Origin of the sequence: Micromonospora sp. CA-259024 (assembly GCF_050936255.1) — a bacterium.
Classification (GTDB): Bacteria; Actinomycetota; Actinomycetes; order Mycobacteriales; family Micromonosporaceae; genus Micromonospora.
Genome location: NZ_JBNJND010000001.1, coordinates 3,285,309 through 3,306,688, shown reverse-complemented (window position 1 = coordinate 3,306,688; position 21,380 = coordinate 3,285,309). Strand labels below are relative to the sequence as shown.

At 73.2% G+C, this 21,380-nt stretch carries 22 protein-coding genes; 9 read left to right on the top strand and 13 right to left on the bottom strand.

Features of this window, described 5'->3' with window-relative positions; genetic code table 11:
* Positions 1-21: 21 nt before the first annotated feature.
* The 3 genes from ACQEUX_RS14440 to ACQEUX_RS14430 form a co-directional block, all read right to left on the bottom strand.
* The gene (locus tag ACQEUX_RS14440; RefSeq protein WP_433046945.1) at positions 22-1,317 is read right to left on the bottom strand and encodes a cation:proton antiporter; all 1,296 of its coding nucleotides are present in this window, start codon (positions 1,315-1,317) and stop codon (positions 22-24) included.
* Positions 1,318-1,424: 107 nt separating this feature from the next.
* Positions 1,425-2,102: an HAD family hydrolase gene (locus tag ACQEUX_RS14435; RefSeq protein WP_433046942.1), complete on the bottom strand. Its 678-nt coding sequence runs from the start codon at positions 2,100-2,102 to the stop codon at positions 1,425-1,427.
* A gap of 10 nt (positions 2,103-2,112) precedes the next feature.
* Positions 2,113-4,269: a SpoIIE family protein phosphatase gene (locus tag ACQEUX_RS14430; protein ID WP_433046939.1), complete on the bottom strand. Its 2,157-nt coding sequence runs from the start codon at positions 4,267-4,269 to the stop codon at positions 2,113-2,115.
* Positions 4,270-4,467: 198 nt separating this feature from the next.
* Between ACQEUX_RS14430 and ACQEUX_RS14425 the strand changes: the two genes are divergently transcribed.
* Positions 4,468-5,277 carry a mechanosensitive ion channel family protein gene (locus ACQEUX_RS14425; protein WP_433046936.1) on the top strand — a complete coding sequence of 270 codons (810 nt, stop codon included), beginning with the start codon at positions 4,468-4,470 and terminating at the stop codon, positions 5,275-5,277.
* 69 nt (positions 5,278-5,346) lie between these two features.
* Here ACQEUX_RS14425 and ACQEUX_RS14420 read toward each other — a convergent pair whose 3' ends face one another.
* Positions 5,347-5,700 carry a DUF6401 family natural product biosynthesis protein gene (locus ACQEUX_RS14420; protein ID WP_433046933.1) on the bottom strand — a complete coding sequence of 118 codons (354 nt, stop codon included), beginning with the start codon at positions 5,698-5,700 and terminating at the stop codon, positions 5,347-5,349.
* Between the two features lie 162 nt (positions 5,701-5,862).
* Between ACQEUX_RS14420 and ACQEUX_RS14415 the strand changes: the two genes are divergently transcribed.
* Entirely contained in the window at positions 5,863-6,312 is a 450-nt protein-coding gene (locus ACQEUX_RS14415; RefSeq protein ID WP_433046930.1) for a hypothetical protein, read from the top strand.
* Here ACQEUX_RS14415 and ACQEUX_RS14410 read toward each other — a convergent pair.
* A complete protein-coding gene (locus tag ACQEUX_RS14410) occupies positions 6,309-6,518 on the bottom strand; it encodes a hypothetical protein (RefSeq protein ID WP_433046927.1) in 210 nt (69 codons plus the stop codon). The two genes, ACQEUX_RS14415 and ACQEUX_RS14410, sit on opposite strands and share 4 nt — an antisense overlap.
* A gap of 158 nt (positions 6,519-6,676) precedes the next feature.
* Here ACQEUX_RS14410 and ACQEUX_RS14405 point away from each other — a divergent pair, with 158 nt between their 5' ends.
* Positions 6,677-7,993 carry an MFS transporter gene (locus tag ACQEUX_RS14405; protein ID WP_433046925.1) on the top strand — a complete coding sequence of 439 codons (1,317 nt, stop codon included), beginning with the start codon at positions 6,677-6,679 and terminating at the stop codon, positions 7,991-7,993.
* Here ACQEUX_RS14405 and ACQEUX_RS14400 read toward each other — a convergent pair.
* The 4 genes from ACQEUX_RS14400 to ACQEUX_RS14385 form a co-directional block, all read right to left on the bottom strand.
* Entirely contained in the window at positions 7,951-8,208 is a 258-nt protein-coding gene (locus tag ACQEUX_RS14400) for a hypothetical protein (protein WP_406068148.1), read from the bottom strand. The genes ACQEUX_RS14405 and ACQEUX_RS14400 overlap by 43 nt on opposite strands.
* Before the next feature lie 106 nt (positions 8,209-8,314).
* Positions 8,315-8,776, bottom strand: a complete 462-nt coding sequence (locus tag ACQEUX_RS14395) for an SRPBCC family protein (protein ID WP_433046922.1) — start codon at positions 8,774-8,776, stop codon at positions 8,315-8,317.
* A gap of 53 nt (positions 8,777-8,829) precedes the next feature.
* Positions 8,830-9,246: a DUF2795 domain-containing protein gene (locus ACQEUX_RS14390; RefSeq protein WP_433046919.1), complete on the bottom strand. Its 417-nt coding sequence runs from the start codon at positions 9,244-9,246 to the stop codon at positions 8,830-8,832.
* A 101-nt stretch (positions 9,247-9,347) separates the two neighbouring features.
* Positions 9,348-10,328, bottom strand: a complete 981-nt coding sequence (locus ACQEUX_RS14385; RefSeq protein WP_433046916.1) for a YihY/virulence factor BrkB family protein — start codon at positions 10,326-10,328, stop codon at positions 9,348-9,350.
* Between the two features lie 177 nt (positions 10,329-10,505).
* Between ACQEUX_RS14385 and ACQEUX_RS14380 the strand changes: the two genes are divergently transcribed.
* Positions 10,506-10,907, top strand: coding sequence for a ChaB family protein (locus ACQEUX_RS14380; RefSeq protein WP_433046913.1), 402 nt, complete (start codon positions 10,506-10,508; stop codon positions 10,905-10,907).
* A 72-nt stretch (positions 10,908-10,979) separates the two neighbouring features.
* Here ACQEUX_RS14380 and ACQEUX_RS14375 read toward each other — a convergent pair whose 3' ends face one another.
* Positions 10,980-12,413 carry an aldehyde dehydrogenase family protein gene (locus ACQEUX_RS14375; protein WP_433046910.1) on the bottom strand — a complete coding sequence of 478 codons (1,434 nt, stop codon included), beginning with the start codon at positions 12,411-12,413 and terminating at the stop codon, positions 10,980-10,982.
* 72 nt (positions 12,414-12,485) lie between these two features.
* Here ACQEUX_RS14375 and ACQEUX_RS14370 point away from each other — a divergent pair, with 72 nt between their 5' ends.
* Positions 12,486-14,093 carry a phytoene desaturase family protein gene (locus tag ACQEUX_RS14370; RefSeq protein WP_433046907.1) on the top strand — a complete coding sequence of 536 codons (1,608 nt, stop codon included), beginning with the start codon at positions 12,486-12,488 and terminating at the stop codon, positions 14,091-14,093.
* A 155-nt stretch (positions 14,094-14,248) separates the two neighbouring features.
* Here the strand turns inward: ACQEUX_RS14370 and ACQEUX_RS14365 are convergent, their stop codons facing one another.
* The 3 genes from ACQEUX_RS14365 to ACQEUX_RS14355 form a co-directional block, all read right to left on the bottom strand.
* Positions 14,249-15,016, bottom strand: coding sequence for a polyprenol monophosphomannose synthase (locus ACQEUX_RS14365; RefSeq protein ID WP_433046904.1), 768 nt, complete (start codon positions 15,014-15,016; stop codon positions 14,249-14,251).
* A 188-nt stretch (positions 15,017-15,204) separates the two neighbouring features.
* Complete coding sequence (locus ACQEUX_RS14360) at positions 15,205-16,212, bottom strand: SDR family oxidoreductase (RefSeq protein WP_433046901.1); 1,008 nt, start codon at positions 16,210-16,212, stop codon at positions 15,205-15,207.
* Positions 16,209-16,649, bottom strand: a complete 441-nt coding sequence (locus ACQEUX_RS14355; RefSeq protein WP_433046898.1) for an SRPBCC family protein — start codon at positions 16,647-16,649, stop codon at positions 16,209-16,211. Before ACQEUX_RS14355 ends, ACQEUX_RS14360 begins: the two co-directional genes overlap by 4 nt.
* 153 nt (positions 16,650-16,802) lie before the next feature.
* On the opposite strand from ACQEUX_RS14355, the gene ACQEUX_RS14350 reads away from it, so the two are divergent.
* Genes ACQEUX_RS14350 through ACQEUX_RS14335 form a run of 4 tightly spaced genes read left to right on the top strand, consistent with a single transcriptional unit; the run spans position 16,803 to position 21,365 of the window.
* Complete coding sequence (locus tag ACQEUX_RS14350) at positions 16,803-18,479, top strand: HAD-IIIA family hydrolase (RefSeq protein WP_433046895.1); 1,677 nt, start codon at positions 16,803-16,805, stop codon at positions 18,477-18,479.
* Entirely contained in the window at positions 18,476-19,450 is a 975-nt protein-coding gene (locus ACQEUX_RS14345; RefSeq protein WP_433046892.1) for a glycosyltransferase, read from the top strand. Before ACQEUX_RS14350 ends, ACQEUX_RS14345 begins: the two co-directional genes overlap by 4 nt.
* Positions 19,435-20,652, top strand: a complete 1,218-nt coding sequence (locus ACQEUX_RS14340) for a glycosyltransferase (protein ID WP_433046889.1) — start codon at positions 19,435-19,437, stop codon at positions 20,650-20,652. The genes ACQEUX_RS14345 and ACQEUX_RS14340 overlap by 16 nt, the downstream gene beginning before the upstream one ends.
* Positions 20,649-21,365: a D-sedoheptulose-7-phosphate isomerase gene (locus tag ACQEUX_RS14335; protein ID WP_433046886.1), complete on the top strand. Its 717-nt coding sequence runs from the start codon at positions 20,649-20,651 to the stop codon at positions 21,363-21,365. The genes ACQEUX_RS14340 and ACQEUX_RS14335 overlap by 4 nt, the downstream gene beginning before the upstream one ends.
* The last annotated feature ends 15 nt before the right edge of the window (positions 21,366-21,380 follow it).

The following is a 21,380-nucleotide window of genomic DNA, read 5'->3' as shown; positions in this document are numbered from 1 at the left end:
CGCCGGCCGGTGGTCGCGTGCTCAGGCGCGTCCGGCTGCCGCGACGGTTCGGTCACCAGCATCACGTTCGGTCGGGTCGGAGGTCCGCTCGCCCTCCCGGTCCAGCAACCGCATGACCGGGGTCGCCGTGATGCCGTGCACCACCACGGACACGAGCACCACCAGCCCGACGGTCGCCCAGAGCAGCTCGGCCTGCGGGAAGTCGGCCTTCGTGGTGGCGTACGCGAGGTAGTAGAACGAGCCGACGCCGCGAATGCCGAAGAACGAGATGACCCAGTGCTCGGCCGGCCGCCCCGGCGCGCCGCGCAGTGACAACCAGCCGATCAGCGGCCGGACGAGGAACACCAGCGCCAGCCCGACGGCGGCCGCCGGCCAGGTCAACGGGACCAGCAGGCCACCCACGATCGCGCCGCCGAGCAGCAGCAACAGCACCAGGGTGAGCAGCCGTTCGACCTGCTCGGCGAAGTCGTGCAGCACCGAGTGGAACTCATGGGTCCGCTCGGCGGCCCGGATCGCCCGGGCGGCCACGAACACCGCCAGGAAGCCGTACCCGCCGACCACCTCCACCAGCCCGTACGCCAGGAACGTCGCCGCCAGGGCCAGGAAACCCTCGGCGTGCCGGGCCAGCCGCAGCTCGCTGGGCGCGCGGAAGAACAACTTGCCGAGCAGCCAACCGATGAGCAGGCCGCCCCCGACCCCGATGGTCACCTTCCAGAGCACGTCCACGGTGAACCATTCGGCCAACCAGTCGCGTGGGGCCAGGCTGGTCGAGGCGATGGCGATGGCGGCGTAGACGAACGGGAACGCCAGGCCGTCGTTCAGGCCAGCCTCGGAGGTCAACGCGAAGCGGACCTCGTCCTCGGAGTCCTCCACGTCCGTCGGTTCGCCGACCTGTACGTCGGCGGCGAGCACCGGGTCGGTCGGGGCCAGCGCGGCGCCCAACAGCAGCGCGGCGGCCGGCACCAGTCCTGCCCACCACCAGCCGAGCAGGGCCACCGCCGCGATGCACAGTGGCATCGCGATGGCCAGCAGTCGCCAGGTGGACGACCACCGCCGCCAACTCAAGGGCCGATCAATCTTGAGCCCGGCACCCATCAGCGCGACGATCACCCCGATCTCGGTGAGGTGGGTGGTCAGCTCCGGGTGGGCCAGGGGATCCGGGGTCGGCAGCCCGACCGGCAGCAGGAACACCAGCATGCCGAGGGCGAGGAAGGCGATCGGCATGGACAGCGGGCGCCGCTCCAGCACCCGTGGCAGGACGCCCGCGAGCAGAGCGCCCAGGCCCACCAGCGCGAACGCCACGTCTACCGGCTCCACGGCACCACCCCTCCGCCGCACCCGCGCGGCGCGGGGCAGGCGGAGACAGACCATGCCCCACCGGGCCGCTTGCTATGCGCCTACCGGCCGGCGAATCGGAGTGGGACTCACCTCGGCCGGGCGAGGGGCGAGTCCGCCAGTTCGGCCAGCAGCGCGCCCGGGTCGTCGTAAACCGCGACCGCACCAGCGCCGGCGAGTTCGCCTCGGCTGGTGCCGCCACAGGTCAGCCCCACACACGGGACGTTCAACCTGCCCGCCGCGACGACGTCCCACACCGAGTCGCCGACGAAGACCACCCGTTCGGCGGTCAACCCGGACTGCTCCAGCGCGGCGACCAGGATGTCCGGGGCCGGCTTGCTCTGCTCGGCGTCCGCCGAGGAGGTGACCGTGTCGATCACGTCGTCGGCGGCCAGCGCCCGGCGCAACGCGTCGACCTCAGGTTCCGAGGCGGAGGTGGCGAGCACCACCCGCAGCCCTCGTTCGGCGCAGGCGCGCAGCAGGTCCGCCGCCCGGGGCAGCGGCGTGAGTCGTTCCCAGTACTCGGCGTACAGGGTGTTGTGCGCGTCGCGCAGCTTCGTGTCGGCGTCGCGGTCCCGCTCAGGGCCGAGCAGGTGGTCCAGGAGTTTGTCCGATCCCATCCCGATCGAGCGGTGCACCATCGCCATCGGCACCGGCTGGTCGGTCTGCCGTAACGCCTCCCACCAACTCACGGTGTGCAGGTAGGTGGTGTCGACCAGGGTGCCGTCGACATCGAAGAGGACCCCGGCGGGGCTGTCGGTACGCATGGGCGTCCTCCTACCCGGTCAGGCGGTCTCCGGAACGCTCGGCCGGTGGGGTGAGGATCTCGAACCACACCGTGGAGCCACGGACCGACGGGTCGGTGCCCCAGGCGTCGCTGAGTTCCTCGATCAGGCCGAGACCGCGCCCGCGACTGCTCAACGTGTCGGTGCGGGCCCGGGTCACGGTGCCCCGGGTGCCGGAATCGGCGACCGAGACCAGCAGCCGCTCGGGACTGAGGTCGATCTCCACCCGGGCGGCGGTGCCGGCGTGCAGCAACGCGTTGGTGGTCAGCTCGCTGGTGCACAGCACGGCCGCCCCGATCACCGACTCGGGCACCCGCCACTCGGTGAGCTGGCCGGTCATCCAGTGTCGGACCCGGCTCGGCGCGGTCGGCTCCGCCGGCACCTCCATGCTCGCCGAGCGACTCGGCTTGAGCGCGTGCTCGACCGCCAGCACGGCCACGTCGTCCTCGGTGCCGCCCGGTACCGCCGCGGTGGCCACCGCGCAGAGCGCCCGGGGGTCGCCACTGCCGGCCTTGGCGACGGCGTCGCCGAGGGTGGCCAGCCCGGCGGTGAGGCTGTGCCGGCGACGTTCCACCACCCCGTCGCTGAACAGCAGCAGGGTGTCACCGGGGCGGAACGCGACAGTGGTGGTGCCCGGCCGGCCGCCCAGACCCAGCGGGGGACCGACCGGCACGTCGACGTACTCGGCGTGGGAACGGCCGTCCGGGTCGCCGCGACGGATCAGCGGCGCGGGGTGACCGGCGCTGGCCAGGGTCAGCTCCCGCCGCTCCGCGTCGATCACCCCGAACGCCACGGTGACGAAGAGCTCGTGAGTGCCGGCCTCCGCGCCCAGACTGGTCACCAGCCGGTCCAGCCCGGCCAGCACCGCGTCGGGCGCCGGGTCGGCCAGGGCCAGCGCGCGCAGCGCGGCGCGGACCTGCCCCATCCGCGCGGCGGCCTGCACGTCGTGCCCGGCGACGTCACCCAGCACCACGCCGAGCCCGCCGTTGGGCAGCAGGAACGCGTCGTAGAAGTCGCCGCCCGCGGCGTTGCCGTCCACCCCCGGGTCGTAGCGGGCCGCGATCCGCAACCGGGGCAGGTCTGGCAGGTGCTCCGGCAACATGCTGCGTTGCAACAGCTGCGCGGTGCCGTGCTGGGTCTCGAACCGGCGGGCCCGTTCGGCGGCCTGGCCGATCAGCTCGGCCGACGCGGCCAGCAGCGCCCGCTCGGCGGGCGACCAGGTGTGCGGCACCTGGTAGCCGACCGCGAGCCCACCGCGGACCACCGAGGTGCCCAGGGGCAGGGCCGCCATCGAGCGGATCTTCTGGTCGTGGCGGTCCACCGCGGTCTCCCGCAGGGGTCGCCCGTCTCCGGTGAACGACGGGCCGCCGGAGCGTGCCGCCCGCACCACCGGGGCCGACCACTCCGTCGGCGCGCGCCGCCAGAGCGGGGGAAGCCGCTCGTCGGCCTCGTCCAGCAACTCGCCGCGGACCCGGCGCACCATGCGCCACCCGCCGCCGCCCTCGTCGACCGCGAACGAGGCCTGGTCGGGGTCGAACGTGGTGATCGCGTACCGCAGCGCCACCCGGGCCACGTCGTCGAGGGTGAGCGTGCCGGCGAGCGCTGCGGCCACCTCGCTGAGGCTCTGCAACTGCTCGGTGACGTGGGTGGTCTCGGCGGCGACCGTCAACACGCCGACGATCCGCCCGGCGCTGTCGCGCACCGGCGAGTAGCCCCGGGTGAAGACCGCCTGCTCCACCGTCGCGGAGTGCCCACGGACCAGCGGGACAGTGGATTCCTTCTCCAGGAACGGCACGCCCTGCCGGTAGGTGCGTTCCATCACCGCACCGACACCGGGCAGCGCCCAGATGTCCGCGAACACCTCGGCGGCCGGGCGACCGAGGGCGTGCGGGTGCTTGGGGCCCAGCAACTCGGCGTAGCCGGCGTTGTAGAGCAGGACGAGTTCGTCGCCGTACGCCAGGGCCATCGGCATCGGCGAGGCGAGGATCAGCTCGACCACGGCCCGGATCGCCACGTCCCAGCCCTCTGGCGGGCCCAGCGCGGTGCCGGCCCAGTCGTTTGCGAGCACGGCAGCGGCCGCGCCGGACCCGGTGGACGCACCCGGGCCCGGAGTTGCTGGCGTGGGGACTCGCCCGACCGTTCCTGGCATGTTCGCAGCCTAGTCGGCTGACCGAGAAAGGCATCCGATCACGACGGCGGGCCGTCGCCACACCCGCCGCGGTGGCCGTTCGGGCAGTTCAGGGCCCCTGTCCGGCGGCTTGTCGCAAAAAACGCGACGCACTGCGCGGACTGCCGCACCGGTTGCCGGGTATGCGCCCGTCGCAGTCCATGCGACAGGAGGGACATCATGCTGAAAACCCTCGCGGTCCGGCAGGCCGACATCGGTGATGCCATCGCCGACACCTGGAGGTCGGTGCTGCTCTTCATCCCGAAGGCAGTGGCCTTCATCGTCATCCTCGTGGTCGGCTGGCTCATCGCCAGAGCCGTCCTCAAGATCGTGGATACGGTGCTGGAACGGGTGCACTTCGACCAGGCGGTCGAACGCGGCGGGATCAAACGGGCCCTGGAGAGAACGAAGTACGACGCCAGCGACATTCTGGCCAGACTGGCGTACTACGCCGTACTGCTGTTCACGCTGCAGTTCGCCTTCGGAGTCTGGGGGCCCAACGCGATCAGTGACCTGATCAGCGGCGTGGTGGCCTGGCTGCCGCGTGCGTTCATCGCGATCGTCATCGTGGTGGTGGCGGCCGCGATCGCCAACGCCGTCCGGGATCTGGTCACCGGGGCGCTGGGAGGGCTCTCGTACGGCAAGGTCCTGGCCGACCTGACGGCGATCTTCATCATCGCCCTCGGCGTGATCGCCGCGCTCAACCAGGTGGGTATCGCCACCACGGTGACCACTCCGGTGCTGATCGCGGTGCTCGCCACGGTGGCCGGCATCCTGATCATCGGTGTCGGTGGTGGTCTCGTGAAGCCGATGCAGAACCGGTGGGACGGCTGGCTGGACCGGGCGGCCCAGGAGGCCCGGGCGGTGCAGCAGCAGCGTCAGGCCACGACGGCCGGGCGAAGCGACGTGGAGCGGCAGATGGCCGACCGTGGGGGCGACCGCACCCAGGCCATGCCCCAGGTGGACGAGGCCCAGCAGTACCGCTCGTAGCGGGCGGGAAGGGTACGGCTGGTGGGGAGGGTGTTCCGCGGACGACGCGGGGTGCCCTCCCCGCCCGCGTCAGGCCGGGTCGAGCGAACGGGCCAGCGCGCAGACCGCGAGCAGTCGGGTGAGCAGCCACTCCGGGCGGCTCCAGTCCACCGGCCCGCTCGGCGGCACCCATCCGTGCTCCAGGGCGGCCGATCGGACCCCCTCGGCGTAGCCGGCGAGCGTCGCGGCGGTCAGCGGGCGACGGTCCCCGTCGAGGCTGTCCCGGATGGCGGCCGCGTGCTGGTCGACGAGGGCGAGCAGCCCCGGTCGCGCGGCGGCGGCGGCGAGCCCGACAGTCCCGATGGAGACGGTGAGGGCGGCCAGGGTGGACCGCGCCGAGTCGACGGCGGTACGGGAGGTGACCCGGTTGAACGGCACACGCATGGTGACCGAGGCTAACCGACCGGTGACCGCGTCGGCCTCGGCCACTCGGTGGATGTCGGCCGCGTCACTGGACAACGGGAGTTGACCGCGGGGGTTGATCCGGCACAGACGGGGCAGCAGGGGAACCACCCGCACACGGCGACACACGGCACGGAGGCACGGATGGGACAGCAGGCGGACGGACCGGACGAGCAGCACCGGCGGCCGGCCGGGGTGAGCGACGCGACCGTCGCCGCGCTGGGCAAGCTCAGCGAGGCGCTGGAGTGCGTGGAGCGGGCCCGGGGGCATCTGTACTCGCTGCACCAGCTGATCGGGCATGCCGACCTCATGCTCGACGACGCGGTGGAGCAGTTCCGCGCCGCCGGGCATCAGCGGATCGCCGACCGGATCGACACCGAGTTGCTGGGCCGCAACGTCATCGCCGGGCGGTGGACGTTCCAGATCGTCGAGGATTTCGACGACGGCTACCACGCGCTGTTCCGGGAGGTGGACCAGCAGGCCCGCGACGAGTTGGTGGGCGGGCGACGCCACCTCTACGAGGCGGAGATGAAGGAGCGCCGCCGAACCCGGGGCCGGCCGGGGCACGAGGCCCGGCCGGGTAGCGGAGGTTAGTCGCCGGTCGCGTCGGCCGGCCGTCGCCGCGCCGCGTCGTCGGCGATGATCACGGTGGCCACCATCAGCGCGACGCAGAGGCTGAACAGCCACGACTCGTCGGCGACGAGCCAGGCGGACACGGGCGCCTGCAGTGCGGCGAGCAGGAAGCCGAGCCAGGCGAGGCGGCGCTGACGCGTCGAGAGGAATCCGGAGCCCTGATGCATCCCGAAATTCTTACGCGAACCGTCCGACTTGCCGTCCTCCGATCGGTCGATTCTGGATGAGCTGTCCGTTTTCTCGACCGTCCGGACACGACTTCTTGCCGCCGCGAGCGATCGGGTGCCTCCGCCACTAGGGTGCCGCTGCGGCAGGATGGTTCCTCGTGTCCACCACGCCCCCGCGTCCCCGCGCCTCGCTGCTCCTGCTGGCCTACCTCGCGTTCGTCAGTCTCGGCCTCCCCGACGGTCTGCTGGGCGTCGGCTGGCCCTCCATTCGGGGCGACTTCGGCGTACCGACGGAAGCGGTCGGGTTGGTGCTCACCGCGGGCACCATCGGCTACCTCACCTCCAGTGTGCTGGCCGGGTTCACCTTGGCCCGGGTGGGCGTGGGTGCGTTGCTCGCCGGCAGCACGCTGCTGGCCAGCCTTGCGCTGGCCGGCTTTTCCGTGAGCCCGGTGCTGGCCGTGCTGGTGGGCTGTGCGCTGCTGGTCGGGCTCGGCTCCGGCGCGGTCGACTCCGGGCTCAACGCGTACGCCGCCGGGGCCTTCGGCCCGCGCCACATGAACTGGCTGCACGCCTTCTTCGGCCTGGGCGTGGCGATCGGCCCGCTGATCATGACCGGGGCGCTGAGCGCCGGGCTCGCCTGGCGCTGGGGGTACGGCATCATCGCCGCCGCCCAGCTCGTTCTTGCCGCCGCGTTCGCGCTCACGGTGCGGGCCTGGCAACGCGGCGTCCCGGGCGCCACCGGGGCGGACACCGCCGTCGGGACGTCACCCACTGCCGCGGGTGCCAACCCGCCGCCCGTCCGGATCCCGGTCCGGGCGACGCTGCGACTGCCGGCGGTCTGGTCGGGGACGCTCGCCTTCGTGCTGTACGTCGCCATCGAGGTGTCCGCCGGCCTGTGGGCGTTCCTGCTGCTGACCGAGGGGCGTGGGCTGAGCGCGGCGGTGGCCGGCGGCTGCGTCTCCGCGTACTGGGGCAGCCTTTTCGTCGGCCGGGTGGTGCAGGGTGTGGTGGCCGAGCGGCTGGGGGCCGGGCTCGTGCTGCGTGTCAGTTTGATCGGGATGGCCGTGGGCGCGGTGCTGATCGCCGTCCCCGGGCCGGCCGCGTTGGCGGTGCTCGGCCTGGTCGTGGTCGGTTTCGCCGCCGCGCCGGTGTTTCCGCTGCTCACCCTCACCACCGCCGACCGGGTCGGTCCGGCGCACGCGGACCGGGCCATCGGGCTCCAGATCGGTGCCGCCGGCATCGGCGCGGCGCTCGTTCCGGCCGGGCTCGGCGTGCTGATCGGGAACACGTCTGTGCAGGCGCTGGGTTCGGCCCTGGTGGTGCTCGCGCTGGCGTTGATCGTCCTGTACGAGGTGGACGCGCGCCGATCGAGCGGCCGGCCCACCCCGGAGCTGGCCGCGCCGCCGGTGCCCGTTCAGGCCGACGGGGAGGGTCAGACGTCCGGCCCGGTCCGGCCGGTGGTGGACGGGCGGTAGGCGCGCTCCGGGTCGGTGGGCTCCCGGCCGCCGCCCTGGGCCTGCCCGCCCCGGTCCGCCGCTGCCGGCCCGTGCCCGAACGCGGCCTCCTCACCGGCGTCGTTGCCGGTCACGTCGTCGGCCTGCCCGTCGAGGCTGGAGCCCGACACGGCGCGCTCCAGCTCTTCCAACGAAAGCCGTTCCTCGTTGCGCCACACCCTGTTGTCGTCGGTCATGCCATCAGCCGTACCCGGGCGTGATGATCGCAAACGGCGCGACCAGGCTCAGGTACGGCGATGGCCGCCGAGATTCCGGCGGCCATCGGATGTCGCTGTCTCAGGATCACGGCTGCGGACGGTCCACCTTTCCGCGCCAGGCGCCGGTCTCCTGACCGCGCCGCTCGATGTAGGTCTTGAACCGCTCCAGGTCGCCCTTGGCGCGCCGGTCGACGATGCCGAGCTTGTCGCCGGCCTGCTCGACGACCCCGTGCGGCTCGAACTCGAGCTGCAGGGTCACCCGGGTCTTGTCCTGCTCCAGCCGGTGGAAGGTCACCACACCGGCCTGCTGGGTGCCGTCGGTCGAGCGCCAGGCGACCCGCTCGTCGGGCAGCTGCTCGGTGATCTCGGCGTCGAACTCGCGCTTCACCCCGGCGATGTCCACCGTCCAGTGGGTCATCGTGTCGGAGAGCTGCCGGACCTCCTGCACACCCTCCATGAACTCGGGAAACTCCTCGAACTGAGTCCACTGGTCATACGCGGTGCGTACGGGCACGGAAACGTCCACATGTTCGGTAACGCCACTCATCAGGGAACCTCCTTCAGTCGCTGGTGGTCGTCCGGATCGGGGGGCGATCCTTCTCACCAGCGAGTTGTCTCGTTCTTGTTGCCGAGCGCGGCCCACACCTCGGAAACCGTCTGGTAGACGGTGCCCTCGGGCAGGCGTTCCAGCGCCGCCACGATGTCGTCCGGCGCCTCGTTGTCGCGCGCGCTGGCGATGAGCGTCAGGCGGTCGCCCGGCAGCGCGCTCATCGAGATGAACCGGCCGAGCCGGCTTCGCTGCTCGACGTCCGTCGAACTCATCCCCTTCGGTGCGCCGGTGCGCAGTTCGCCGGCCGGTGCGGTGGTGGTCTCCGGCTGGTCCTCGCCAGCCGGTTCCGGCACCCGCGACTCGTCGACCCGAGAGCCGCCGGTCCCCGGCCCCTGCACGAGGCCGCTGACCTCCTGGCTCATCTGTTCGTCGATCCTCGGTCCGTGCTTGCTGTTGCCACGCTCCATGCCTTCTGCGCTACCCGGCACCCCGCCCGGTAAACCGACACCGGACCACGCACCGGCCGTCGGCGCGGCTCCGGACCGGACATCCGACCCCGAACCGGTCCTCAGGTGTCGGCGGGCGTCCGTGGCGGCAGCACCGGCTCCTCCGGGTCCGGCTCGCCGGCCTGCAACTGCCGGCCGCGCTGCACCTCCGCGTTGATCTGTACGCCCAGCATCAGCGCCGAGTTGGACAGGTAGAGCCAGACCAGGAACGCGACGGCCGCCCCCAGGCTGCCGTAGGTGGTGTCGTACGAGCCGAAGTTGGCCACATAGAGGCCGAAACCGAAGGAGCCGACCGCCCAGGCGATCAGGGCCACCGCGCCGCCCGGTGTGAGCCAGCGGAACCGGGGCTGCCGCACGTTCGGCGCGATCCAGAACAGCAGCGACAGCAGCGCCATCATGATCAGGGCGAGCACCGGCCACTTCGCCACGCTCCACGCCGTGCGGGCCGGGCCGCCGGCGTTGATCAGGTCCCCGACCGCGTCGGTGACCGGGCCGCTGACGATCAGCCCGAGGGCGACCAGCGCGAGCAGCACCAGCGTGATCGCGGCCAGGCCGATCTGCAGCGGCCGCAGCTTCCAGACCGGCCGGCCCTCGGTCACCCGGTAGACGGCGTTGGACGCCCGGGTGAAGGCGCCGATGAAGCCCGACGCGGACCACAGCGCACCGAGCAGACCGAAGCTCAGCAGCACCTTGGCGTTGCTCTGCTCGACCACCACCGCCCGGATCACCCCGACCACGCCGTCGTCGGCCACCACCGACCCGGCGCCCATCTGGGTGGCCAGGTCGACCACCGTGTCCACGGTCTGCTCCCCGCTGGAGACCAGGCCGACCAGGGCCACCACCACGATGGCGGACGGAAAGAGCGCGAGCACGCCGTAGTAGGTCAGCGCGGCGGCCGAGTCGGAGCAGTTGTCGGTGACGAAGTTCCGCACGCTGCGGACCAGCACCCCACGCCACGTCCGCCAGCTCAGCTGCCGCATCCGCCGGGGCACCCGCGTGCCCGGTCTGCCGCCGAGCGTCGTACCGGGCTCCATGGTCGTCATGCCCGCTCCCTGTGCCCCGGGCCCCGGATGACCGGTCGTCCGGTCGGGCCTGGGCCCCGCCGTACCCGAATCGCTAAATCGAGAAACTCTCCCAGCGCCTCCGGGCACCGCGTATGGTTTGCCGCCGCGTCAGCGGGGAACGGTCAGGGTGACCCTGTCGACACGGAGGAGGACGAGATGCCCGGGCGCGAGGACTTGCCCAGCACGCTGCGACGCTCCCCGGATAAGGCGCAGCGCACCTGGGAGAAGACGCACGACTCGGCGGTGGAGACCTACGGCGAGGGGGAGCGGTCGCACCGCACCGCCTTCGCCGCGGTGAAGCACGAGTTCGAGAAGGTGGGCGACCACTGGGAGCCGAAGGGCCGCAAGGGTCCGAGCGACCAGCAGGCCGCCGGCGGCGGGCCGGAACGGCGCGCACCCACCGCCGCTGGGGTGGACGCCAACGCCACCAAGGACCACCTGATGTCGGTGGCCCGCAAGCTGGACGTACCCGGTCGGTCCAGCATGACCAAGCCGGACCTGGTCAAGGCCATCGAGAAGGCCAACGACCGGGCCACCCGCAAGGCCCGCGGCGACTGACCTCAGCCGCCGCACCAGAGCGACCCGACACGGGACGGGCGGACGCACCACCCCTGCGTCCGCCCGTCCCGTTCACCACTGCCCACCGCCCGGCGCCTCGATGTGCACCGCCTTCGTGGCGGTGAACTCGTCCAGCAGCTCCGGGCCGTACCCGAAGCCCTGCCCACTGCCCCGGCGCGGGTGCGCGGCGCCACCCGGCGCGCCCCCGAACACCGCGTTGACCTTGACGGTGCCCACCGGCAGCTCCCGCCAGGCCCGTTGTGCGTGACTCATCGACGGGGTCAACACGGTGGCGGCCAGCCCGTACGGGGAGTCTGCGGCGCAGCGCAGCGCCTCGTCGAACGAGTCGACCAGCACCACCGGGGCGACCGGCCCGAATGTCTCCTCCCGTACCAGTGGCATGTCATGCCGGCAGTCCGTGACGACCGTGGCCGGGTAGAACGCCCCCGGCCCATCCGGCACCTCGCCGCCGACCCGCACCCGTGCGCCGGCCGCCACGGCCGCCGCCACCTGCCCGTGCACGTGGTCCCGGTGGCGTCTGTCGACCAACGGGCCCAGCTCGGTGTCCGGGTCCCCGCCCGGCCCGACCCGCAGTGCGTCGGCGCGGCGCATCAGCGCGGCCACGAAGTCCTCGGCCACCTCCCGGTGCACGTAGATCCGCTCCACCGCCACGCAGATCTGCCCGGCGTTGGCGAACGCGCCCAGCGCGGCCTGACCGGCCGCCCACTCCGGGTCGACACCAGCGTCGACGATCAACGGGTCACTGCCCCCGTTCTCCAGCAGCACCTTCGCGCCGGTGCCGGCCGCGGCGGCGGCGATCGCCCGCCCGGTGGCGGTCGAGCCCACGTGCGCCACCACGTCGACCTCCTGCGCGGCCAGCGCCGCGCCGACCTCCGGCCCACCGGTGAGCAGCGACAGCACACCGGCCGGCAGGGCCCCGTCCAGCGCCCGGGCCAGCAGCCAGCCCGTCGCCGGTGTCCGTTCGCTGGGCTTGTAGAGCACCACGTTGCCGGTGACCAGGGCCGCGCCGAGCAGGCCGCAGGAGACCGCCACCGGGTCGTTCCAGGGTGTGATCGCGGCGACCACACCGCGCGGTTGGGGTGTCATGAAGTCCACCGCGTCCGCCGCACCGTTCAGCGTCCGCCCGCCGCGCAGCGGGGCCAGCTCCGCGTACTGTCGCAGGGTGCCGATGCCCGCCTCGACGCCGCCGCGAGCGTCCGCCAACGGCTTGCCCATCTCCGCGGTGACCGCCGCGGCCAACTCCTCGGTGACCGCCGCGACCGCGTCCGCGGCCCGGTGCAGCGCGGCGGCCCGTTCGGCCGGAGCGGTCGCCGCCCACTCGTCCGCCACGCCGCGTGCCGCCTGGGTCGCCTTGCCCACCTCGTCGGCCGTGGCCACCGGCACCGTGCTGACCGGCGAACCGTCCGCCGGGTTGTGCACGACCAACTCGCCGCCGTCGCCGCCCGCGCCCCACACCCCGCCCACCAACTGCGCAACCGTGTACATGCGGCGTTGGATGCCCCGGCCCCGGCGAGACAAACGCGTTTCGCCCGGTTGCGCCTCGGGTAGGCGGATCGGATGAACACCACCGGCGCGCAGAGCGCGGACGCCGTCATCGTCGGAGCCGGTCACAACGGCCTCGTGGCGGCCAACCTACTGGCGGACGCCGGCTGGGACGTGGTGGTGCTGGAGGCGACCGCGGTGCCCGGCGGCGCGGTCCGCTCCGCCGAGGTGACCGCGCCCGGCTACCTCAGCGATCTCTACAGCTCGTTCTACCCCCTCGGGTACGCCTCACCGGTGCTGCGCGGCCTCGACCTGGGTCGGCACGGGTTGTCCTGGCGGCATTCGCCGGACGTGCTGGCGCACCTCCTGCCGGATGGCCGGGCCGCGGTGATCAACCGGGATCCGGACGTGACGGCCGCCTCGCTGGAGCAGTTCGCCCCCGGGGACGGTAAGCGCTGGCTCAACGCGTACACCGACTGGCTCGAGGTGGCCGAGCCGATGCTGGACACGATCACCTCGCCGTTCCCGCCGGTACGCGGAGGGCTGGGTCTGCTGCGTCGGCTGCGTGTCGCCGGCGCGCTGCGACTGGCGCGGCGACTGGTGGTGCCGGTCCGCAAACTCGGCGACGAGCTCTTCGACGGTGCCGGTGGGCCGGCCCTGCTGGCCGGCTGCGCTTTGCACACCGACCTGTCCCCGGAGGAGGCCGGCTCCGGGGTGTACGGCTGGCTGCTGGCCATGCTGGGCCAGCAGGTCGGATGGCCGGTGCCCGACGGCGGCGCACAGCAGATCACCAACGCGCTGGTGGCCCGGCTGGAGGAGCGCGGTGGAGTGATCCTCTACGGCGCCCGCGTCGACCGCGTGCTCACCGCGCGGGGCCGGGCGATGGGGGTACGCACGGAGGGCGGCGCGCTGTGGCGGGCCCGGCGGGCCGTGCTCGCCGACGTCCCCGCCCCAGCGCTCTACCTCGACCTGGTCGGCGCGGCGGCGCTCCCGTCGCGGCTGGTGGAGGACCTGGCGCACTTCCGGTGGGACGGCTCGACGCTGAAGGTGGACTGGGCGCTCTCCGCGCCGGTGCCCTGGACGAACCGGGAACTGGCCGGCGTCGGCACCGTACACCTTGGCGCGGACCTGAACGGGCTGACCCGCTACGCGGGAGAGTTGGCCCGTGGCGAGCTGCCCCGGGACCCGTTCCTGCTGGTGGGGCAGATGTCGGTGGCCGACCCGAGCCACTCTCCGCCGGGCACCGAGTCGCTCTGGTCGTACACTCACCTGCCGTTCCGGCGGGACTGGCGGGCCGAGGACGTCGTCGGGCACGTGCAGCGGATGGAGGACGTGCTGGAGGCGGCGGCCCCGGGTTTCCGCCAACTGGTCGTCGGCCGACACGTGGCCGGGCCCGCCGACCTGGAGAAGGGCGACCCGAGCCTGGTCGGCGGCGCGCTCGGCGGTGGCACCGCCGCCGCGTACCAGCAGCTGTTCCTGCGACCGATTCCTGGCCTGGGCCGGGCGGACACCCCGGTGGACCGGCTCTTCCTGGCCAGCGCGTCGGCGCATCCCGGCGGCGGCGTGCACGGCGCGCCCGGCGCGAACGCGGCCCGCGCGGCGCTGGCCCGCGACCGTGCGCTCACCGGCCGCGCCTACGCCGCCGCCATCACCACGGCCCACCGCACCATCTACCCCACCTGACCCGCCCCCACCCGCCCTGCCCCCATCCCCTTGCCCCCGCCCGGTTGCCCCGGTGATCAAGAGGTTTAGGTCAGGTTTCGGGGCGCTGGTGACGCAAACCTCTTGATCACCGGGTGGGTCGGGGTGGGTCGGGGGGGGGGGGGGGCAGGGGACGGTTAGCGGGTGATGTTGCGGTGCTTGCTGCGGAGGCGGAACGGCATCAGGGCGCTTTCCACCTTGGTGGCGGTGGTCATCTTGGAGACGCCGTCGCGCCGCTCCTCGAAGCGGATCGGCACCTCCAGGATGGTGTGCCCCAGCTTGGTGGCGAGGTAGTGCATCTCCACCTGGAAGCTGTAACCGTTGGACTGCACGCGGTCCAGACCGATGTCGCGCAACGCGTCGGCACGCCAGATCTTGAAGCCGGCGGTCAGGTCACGGATACGCACCCGCAGCAGGGTGTGCACGTAGAGGTTCGCCCAGCCACTGAGCACCCGACGGTACAGCGGCCAGTTCTCGTCCAGCTCGCCACCGGGCACGTACCGGGAGCCGATCACCACGCTGGCCTGGGTGGAGAGCAGCGCGCCCAGCATCCCCGGCAGCGCCTCCGGCGGGTGCGACAGGTCGGCGTCCATCTGCGCCACGTACTCGGCGCCGCCCTCGATCGCCCGCCCCATCCCATCGACGTACGCCCGGCCGAGGCCCTCCTTGCCGGCGCGGTGCACGACCTCGATCCGGTCCGGGTGCTCGATGGCCAGCTTGTCGGCCACGTCGCCGGTGCCGTCGGGGGAGTTGTCGTCGGCGACGAGGATGCGCAGCCCGGGCAGCGGCAGTGCCAGCAGTCGCTCGACCAGCGCGGGTAGGTTGCCCGCCTCGTTGTAGGTGGGCACGACGACGGTCAGGCGTGCGTCCCGCCACGGCGACGGCAGCTGCACAGGCTCGATCATGTCGGACATCCTCGGTTTGCGGACGGGGGGCTCCCGGAAAGGGTATCCAGTTGTCACATTCGGGTTGAAGAGGCACCCCTTCCGGGCGTTGCGGGTGGCGGTGTCCCGCTGTGTCCGAGCATCGATCCGCTGGTCGCGGCGCTGCCGGTCAAGATTCGCAACGGCCGATGAACGCCGGCGGCGGCCGGTCAGCGCCTACGGCGGGCAACGGCGGTGAGGGCGAGCGCCACAGCGGCGAGCGCGACGCCGGACAACGTCGGCTTGTGGGTGCCGACCCAGAGTGCCGCCGAACGGTTACGCGCCTGTTCGGTGAAGACACCCGCCGTGCCCCGGTCCGTCTTCTCATCGCCGGGATGGTCGAGATTGTCCCGCCAGGTGGCCGGGTCGATCTCCTCGCCGGTCTGCTGGCTGTCGTACCCGTCGCGGGCCAGCTTCCGGTCGAGCAGCCCGGGAAACAGGGTGTCGGCCAGCCGGGCCTTCCACGTCGGGCCGCCCACGTTCAGCTCCCTGCTGCCGTGGTCGGCGGCCCACACGATCGCCCGGGCGGCCAACTCGGGCGTGAAGATCGGCGGCACCGGCTGCGGATGTCGGGGCAGCCGGGTACGGACCCAGGAGAACTGCGGCGTGTTCACGGCCGGCAGTTGCACCATCGACAGCTTGACCCCCGGGCAGTCGTGCAGCAGCTCGGCGCGCAGCGAGTCGTTGAACCCCTGGATGGCGTGCTTGCTCGCGCAGTACGCCGACTGCAGCGGGATCCCCCGGTAGGCCAACGCCGAGCCCACCTGCACGATCGTGCCCCGCCCGTGCGCCCGCATGTGCCGTAGCGCCGCCAGGCTGCCGTGCACCGTGCCCAGGTAGGTGACCTCGGTGACCCGGCGGAACTCGCGCGCCGGGATCTCCCAGGCCGGCGCGAACACCGAGGCCATGGCGTTGTTGACCCACACGTCGACGCGGCCCCACCGGTGCACCACGTCGTCGGCGGTCCGCTGCACCGCCCCCGCGTCGGCGACGTCGACCCGGTACGCGCGGACGTCGGTGGCGCCGCGCTCCCGGCACTCCCGCTCGGCGGCGGCCAGGCCCGCCTCTCCCCGGGCCAGCAGGGCCAGCCGGGCGCCCCGGGCCGCGTACGCGTGCGCGACGGCCCGACCAACGCCAGCGCTCGCGCCGGTCACCACCACCGTCTGCGTCACGGTCATCCCCTCTGCCGCGTGGCGATGTCCGAGAGCCGGTCCAGCGTCTCCCGGTTCCGCAGGTGCAGGACCACGTCGTTGATCTTGTTGCGGACCCACCGTAGCGGACCGGCGGCGAAGTCCTCCCCGAGGCGGACCCGGGTGGCGCCCTCGCCGACCGGTTCCAGGGTGAACGCCACGATCGCCTCGCCGGCCGGCCAGAGCCCGGCCCGCAGCACGAGCCGGTGCGGCGGCTCGCAGACCAGCACCGTCGACGCGTCCTGCAACGAGAACGGCCACGGGCCGGCCCGGTGGTGCAGTTGGCTGCCCACTCGGGGCCATGCGTCGTCGACGTCGCGCATGTGTGTGGTACCGACCACCCAGTCGCTGTACGTCCACCCGTCGGCCAGTACGTCGAACACCTGCTGCGGGGGAGCCTGGATCACTTTCTCCACAATCGCCACTGGGCTCCCATACCCGCGCCACGGCGGGGCTAACGGCGGGCGGGTTAGCTTCTCCCGTGCGGCGGGTAAGGCCGCACGGGGCACCGCTGGCGGCGCTGGTCCACCGCGTCGACGACGACGTTTACTCCTCGGGGCGCAGGGAACCCGCCGGCTGTGCGACAGGACCAGGGGGAGCCGTATCAGCGCAGGTCAGCCGGGGTGTACGCCGTTGCTGACCGCGCCGGTTCCGGGTCCGTCGCCAACCCCCGACCCGTCCTGTACGACGCGGTGTTGCTGGACCGCGACGGCACCCTGATCGAGGATGTGCCGTACAACGGTGATCCGGAGAAGGTGCGGCCGGTGCCGGGCGCGCGGGCGGCGCTGGACCGGTTGCGGGCGGCCGGGCTGCGGCTGGCGGTCGTGACGAACCAGTCGGGTCTGGCCCGTGGCTACTTCACCGGGGAGCAGATGCGGGCGGTGCACGCCCGCGTCGAGGACCTGTTGGGTCGTTTCGACGCGTGGCTGGTCTGCCCGCACGACGACGCCGACGGCTGTGACTGCCGTAAGCCGGCGCCCGGGCTGGTGCACGCGGCGGCCCGGGAGCTGGGCACGACCGCGTCCAGGTGTGTGCTGGTGGGTGACATCGGCCGGGACGTCGCCGCAGCGCTGGCCGCGGGAGCGGCGGGGGTGTTGGTGCCGACCCCGGTGACCCGGCCGGAGGAGATCGCCGCCGCCGGGTGGGTGGCCACCGACCTACCGGCGGCCGTGGACGAGATCCTGCGCCGCCAACAGGCCGTGCAGCCACCGACCCCGCCCGGTGTCCCGGTGCGGACGGCGCTGGTGGTCCGCTCGGATTCGGCAGGGGACATGCTGGTCACCGGCCCGGCGATCCGTGCCGTCGCGGCCGGCGCGCAGCGGGTGGTGCTGCTGTGCGGGCCGCGTGGACGTGCGGCCGCCGACCTGTTGCCCGGCGTCGACGAGATCATCGAGCACCCGCTGCCGTGGATCGACCCCACGCCGGCACCGGTCGACCCGGAGGCGATGCGGAGCCTGACCGCGCGCCTCAGCGCGGTCGACGCGGATGAGGCGGTGGTGTTCACCTCGTTCCACCAGTCCGCGCTGCCGCTGGCGCTGCTGCTGCGGATGGCGGGGATCGGCCGGATCGCGGCGATCAGCGACGACTATCCGGGTTCACTGCTGGACATCCGGCACCGGGTGCCGGTGGGCGTCCCCGAACCCGAGCGTGCCCTCTCCCTCGCCGCCGCCGCCGGCCACCGGCTGCCCGACGGCGACGAGCCTGTGCTCCGGCTCCGACGGGACGCCATGGCACCGCGCCCGGCAGACCTCGGCGAGCCGGGGTACGTGGTGCTGCACCCCGGCTCGGCCGCGTCGAGTCGGGCCTGCCCGCCCGAGTTGGCGACCCGGATCGCCGGGGCGCTGACCGCCGCCGGGCACCGGGTGCTGGTCACCGGCGGCTCCGACGAGCGTGCGGTCACCGCCCGGGTCGCGGCGGCCGGCGGCACCGACCTGGGTGGCCGTACCGACCTGGCCGGGCTGGCCGCGATCGTGGCGGACGCCGGTGCCGTCGTGGTGGGCAACACCGGGCCCGCGCACCTGGCCGCCGCCGCCGGCGTACCGGTGGTGAGTCTCTTCGCGCCGACCGTTCCGTTCGGCCAGTGGGGGCCCTACCGGGTGCCCACCGTCCGACTCGGCGACGCCGCCACGGCCTGCCGGGACACCCGGGCGGCCAGCTGCCCGGTCCCCGGGCACCCCTGCCTGAGCGGCATCGACCCGGACGAGGTGGTCGACGCGCTGCGGACGCTCGCCGTCGGTGGTGGTGGCGGCCGATGAACATCCTGCTCTGGCACGTGCACGGCTCTTGGACCACGTCGTTCGTGCACGGCAGCCACCGCTACCTGATTCCCACCACACCCGACCGCGGCCCCTACGGCCTCGGCCGGGCCCGCACCTACCCCTGGCCCGACAACGCCATCGAAGTCAGCCCGGAGGACCTGCCCGACACCGACGTCGACCTGGTCATCCTGCAACGCCCCGAGGAGATCGACCTCGCCGAAAAGTGGCTGAGTCGCCGCCCCGGCCGCGACATCCCCGCCATCTACGTCGAACACAACACCCCCAAGGGGGACGTACCCCACACCCGCCACCCGATGGCCGACCGCGACGACCTGCTCATCGCCCACGTCACCGGGTTCAACCAGATCTTCTGGGACACCGGCACCACCCGCACCACCGTGGTCGACCACGGCATCGTCGCCCCCACCGCCACCTACACCGGGGAACTGGACCGACTCGCCGTCGTCATCAACGAACCGGTACGTCGAGGCCGCGTCACCGGCACCGATCTGCTGCCCCACTTCGCCGAGATCGCACCACTGGACGTCTACGGCATGGGCGTCACCGGCCTCGCCGACCACCTCGGGCTGCCCACCGACCGGCTCACCACCCACGACGACGTACCCCAGGACCGGATGCACGCCGAACTGGCCCGACGCCGCGCGTACCTGCACCTGTGCCGGTGGACCTCGCTCGGGCTCAGCCTCATCGAGGCGATGGCCATCGGCATGCCGGTCGTCGCGCTCGCCACCACCGAGGCGGTGACGGCGGTGCCCCCCGAGGCGGGGGCCCTCGCCACCCGGACCGACACCCTGCTCGACGCCGCCCGCCGGTTCATCGCCGAACCGGCGACCGCCCGCCAGGCCGGCGTGGCGGCACGAACGGCCGCCCGCGACAAGTACGGCCTCGACCGTTTCCTCGCTGACTGGGACCGGCTGCTGGAGGAGGAAGTATGCGGATCGCGATGATCTCGGAGCACGCCAGCCCGCTCGCCGTTCTCGGAGGGGAGGATGCCGGCGGCCAGAACACGCACGTCGCGGAGCTGTCCGCCGCGCTCGCTGCCGCCGGGCACGAGGTGCGGGTCTACACCCGCCGGGACGCGCTCGACCTTCCGGTGACCGTCCGCAGCCCGGACGGGTACGACGTGGTGCACGTGCCGGCCGGCCCGGCCGAGCCGGTGGCCAAGGACGCGCTGCTGCCACACATGCGGGAGTTCAGTCGCTGGCTGATCGAGCGCTGGCGGGGCGGCGACTGGGTGCCCGAGGTGATCCACGCGCACTTCTGGATGAGTGGTCTGGCGGCGCTGACCGCCGGCCGGCAGACCGGGGTGCCGGTGGTGCAGACGTACCACGCGCTGGGCACGGTGAAGCGCCGCTACCAGGGCGTACAGGACACCAGCCCGGCCCGACGGGTGGCCTATGAGCGGGAGTTGGGCCGCTCGGTGGACCGGATCATCGCGCAGTGCCGCGACGAGGTGGGCGAGCTGGTCCGGATGGGCGTGCCCCGGTCCCGGATGACCGTCGTGCCCTCCGGAGTCAACCTCGCCACGTTCGCCCCGCTCGGGCCGGCCGCCGACCGCGAGCCGGATCGGGCCCGGATCCTGACGGTGGGCCGGTTGGTCGAACGCAAGGGCTTCCAGACCGTGATCCGCGCGATGGCGCTGGTCCCGGACGCCGAGTGCGTGGTCGTCGGCGGCCCACCCGAGGGGCTGCTGGAGACCGACCCGTACGCCCGACGGCTGCGGGCGCTGGCCGAGTCCTGCGGGGTGGCTGACCGGGTGCACCTGGTCGGCGCGGTGCCCCGGGAGGAGATGGGCCGCTGGTACCGCTCGGCGGACCTGCTGGTCGCCGCACCCTGGTACGAGCCGTTCGGCCTGACCCCGCTGGAGGCGATGGCCTGCGGGGTGCCGGTCGTCGGCACCGCCGTCGGCGGCATCCGGGACACCGTGGTCGACGGGACGACCGGTGACCTCGTGCCGGCGCGGGACCCGCATGCGCTGGCCACCGCGATCCAGGGGTTGCTCGACGACCGGATCCGGCGCTTCGCGTACGCCACGGCGGCGCGTGAGCGGGCCCGGGCGCGGTACTCGTGGGCGGCCACCGCCGAGCGGCTGGTCGAGGTCTACAGCGAGGTGGCCGCGGTGCGCCGGCCGACCCGGGTGGTGGCTTGATGCCGGCGGGCAGCCTGCTCGACACCCACCTGACGAATCTCGCCGCGGCGCTGGTGCCGTACCGGCGGTGCGAGTCGCAACTGGCGCGCTGGGGTGCGGACCTGGCCCACCGGCTGGCCGCCGGAGGCCGCCTGCTGGTCGCCGGCAACGGCGGCAGCGCCGCCGAGGCCCAGCACCTCACGGCCGAGCTGGTCGGCAAGCTGCACCACGACCGTCAGCCGCTGTCCGCGATCGCCCTGCACGCGGAGACGAGCGCGCTCACCGCCATCGCCAACGACTACGGCTACGCCGACGTCTACGCCCGTCAGGTGCGCGCCCACGGCCGCCCCGGCGACGTCCTGTTGCTGCTCAGCACCAGCGGCACCAGCCCCAACCTGGTCACCGCCGCGCAGGCCGCCCACGACGCCGGCCTCACCACCTGGGCGCTCACCGGAGCCACCCCCAATCCCCTCGCCGACGCCTGCGACGACGTGCTGGCCGTCGCGTCCCCCGATACCCAGGTCGTCCAGGAGCTGCACCTCGTGACCAGTCACCTGCTCTGTGAGTACCTCGAGCAGGAACTGCCCGCCGCGCTGGCCGCGGCCGTCGACCCGGCGGCCGTCCACCCGGTGCCGGCGGAGCCCGCGCCGGCCGGCCCGCCGTCGGCCGGCCCGGTGCGCGCCGGGGTCGAGGTGGTGCTCGACGGTGGGACCGGACAGCAGGTCGACGCGTGAGGATGAGGAGGCAAG

Excerpts from the sequence above, each read along its gene's own strand:
- ACQEUX_RS14420 (WP_433046933.1), bottom strand. The coding sequence starts at position 5,700 with ATGCGTGTGCCGTTCAACCGGGTCACCTCCCGTACCGCCGTCGACTCG.
- ACQEUX_RS14340 (WP_433046889.1), top strand. The coding sequence starts at position 19,435 with ATGCGGATCGCGATGATCTCGGAGCACGCCAGCCCGCTCGCCGTTCTC.
- ACQEUX_RS14385 (WP_433046916.1), bottom strand. The coding sequence starts at position 10,328 with ATGACGACCATGGAGCCCGGTACGACGCTCGGCGGCAGACCGGGCACG.
- ACQEUX_RS14365 (WP_433046904.1), bottom strand. The coding sequence starts at position 15,016 with ATGATCGAGCCTGTGCAGCTGCCGTCGCCGTGGCGGGACGCACGCCTG.
- ACQEUX_RS14400 (WP_406068148.1), bottom strand. The coding sequence starts at position 8,208 with ATGACCGACGACAACAGGGTGTGGCGCAACGAGGAACGGCTTTCGTTG.
- ACQEUX_RS14390 (WP_433046919.1), bottom strand. The coding sequence starts at position 9,246 with ATGGAGCGTGGCAACAGCAAGCACGGACCGAGGATCGACGAACAGATG.
- ACQEUX_RS14380 (WP_433046913.1), top strand. The coding sequence starts at position 10,506 with ATGCCCGGGCGCGAGGACTTGCCCAGCACGCTGCGACGCTCCCCGGAT.
- ACQEUX_RS14375 (WP_433046910.1), bottom strand. The coding sequence starts at position 12,413 with ATGTACACGGTTGCGCAGTTGGTGGGCGGGGTGTGGGGCGCGGGCGGC.
- ACQEUX_RS14345 (WP_433046892.1), top strand. The coding sequence starts at position 18,476 with ATGAACATCCTGCTCTGGCACGTGCACGGCTCTTGGACCACGTCGTTC.
- ACQEUX_RS14435 (WP_433046942.1), bottom strand. The coding sequence starts at position 2,102 with ATGCGTACCGACAGCCCCGCCGGGGTCCTCTTCGATGTCGACGGCACC.
- ACQEUX_RS14430 (WP_433046939.1), bottom strand. The coding sequence starts at position 4,269 with ATGCCAGGAACGGTCGGGCGAGTCCCCACGCCAGCAACTCCGGGCCCG.
- ACQEUX_RS14415 (WP_433046930.1), top strand. The coding sequence starts at position 5,863 with ATGGGACAGCAGGCGGACGGACCGGACGAGCAGCACCGGCGGCCGGCC.
- ACQEUX_RS14395 (WP_433046922.1), bottom strand. The coding sequence starts at position 8,776 with ATGAGTGGCGTTACCGAACATGTGGACGTTTCCGTGCCCGTACGCACC.
- ACQEUX_RS14425 (WP_433046936.1), top strand. The coding sequence starts at position 4,468 with ATGCTGAAAACCCTCGCGGTCCGGCAGGCCGACATCGGTGATGCCATC.
- ACQEUX_RS14360 (WP_433046901.1), bottom strand. The coding sequence starts at position 16,212 with ATGACCGTGACGCAGACGGTGGTGGTGACCGGCGCGAGCGCTGGCGTT.
- ACQEUX_RS14370 (WP_433046907.1), top strand. The coding sequence starts at position 12,486 with ATGAACACCACCGGCGCGCAGAGCGCGGACGCCGTCATCGTCGGAGCC.
- ACQEUX_RS14410 (WP_433046927.1), bottom strand. The coding sequence starts at position 6,518 with ATGCATCAGGGCTCCGGATTCCTCTCGACGCGTCAGCGCCGCCTCGCC.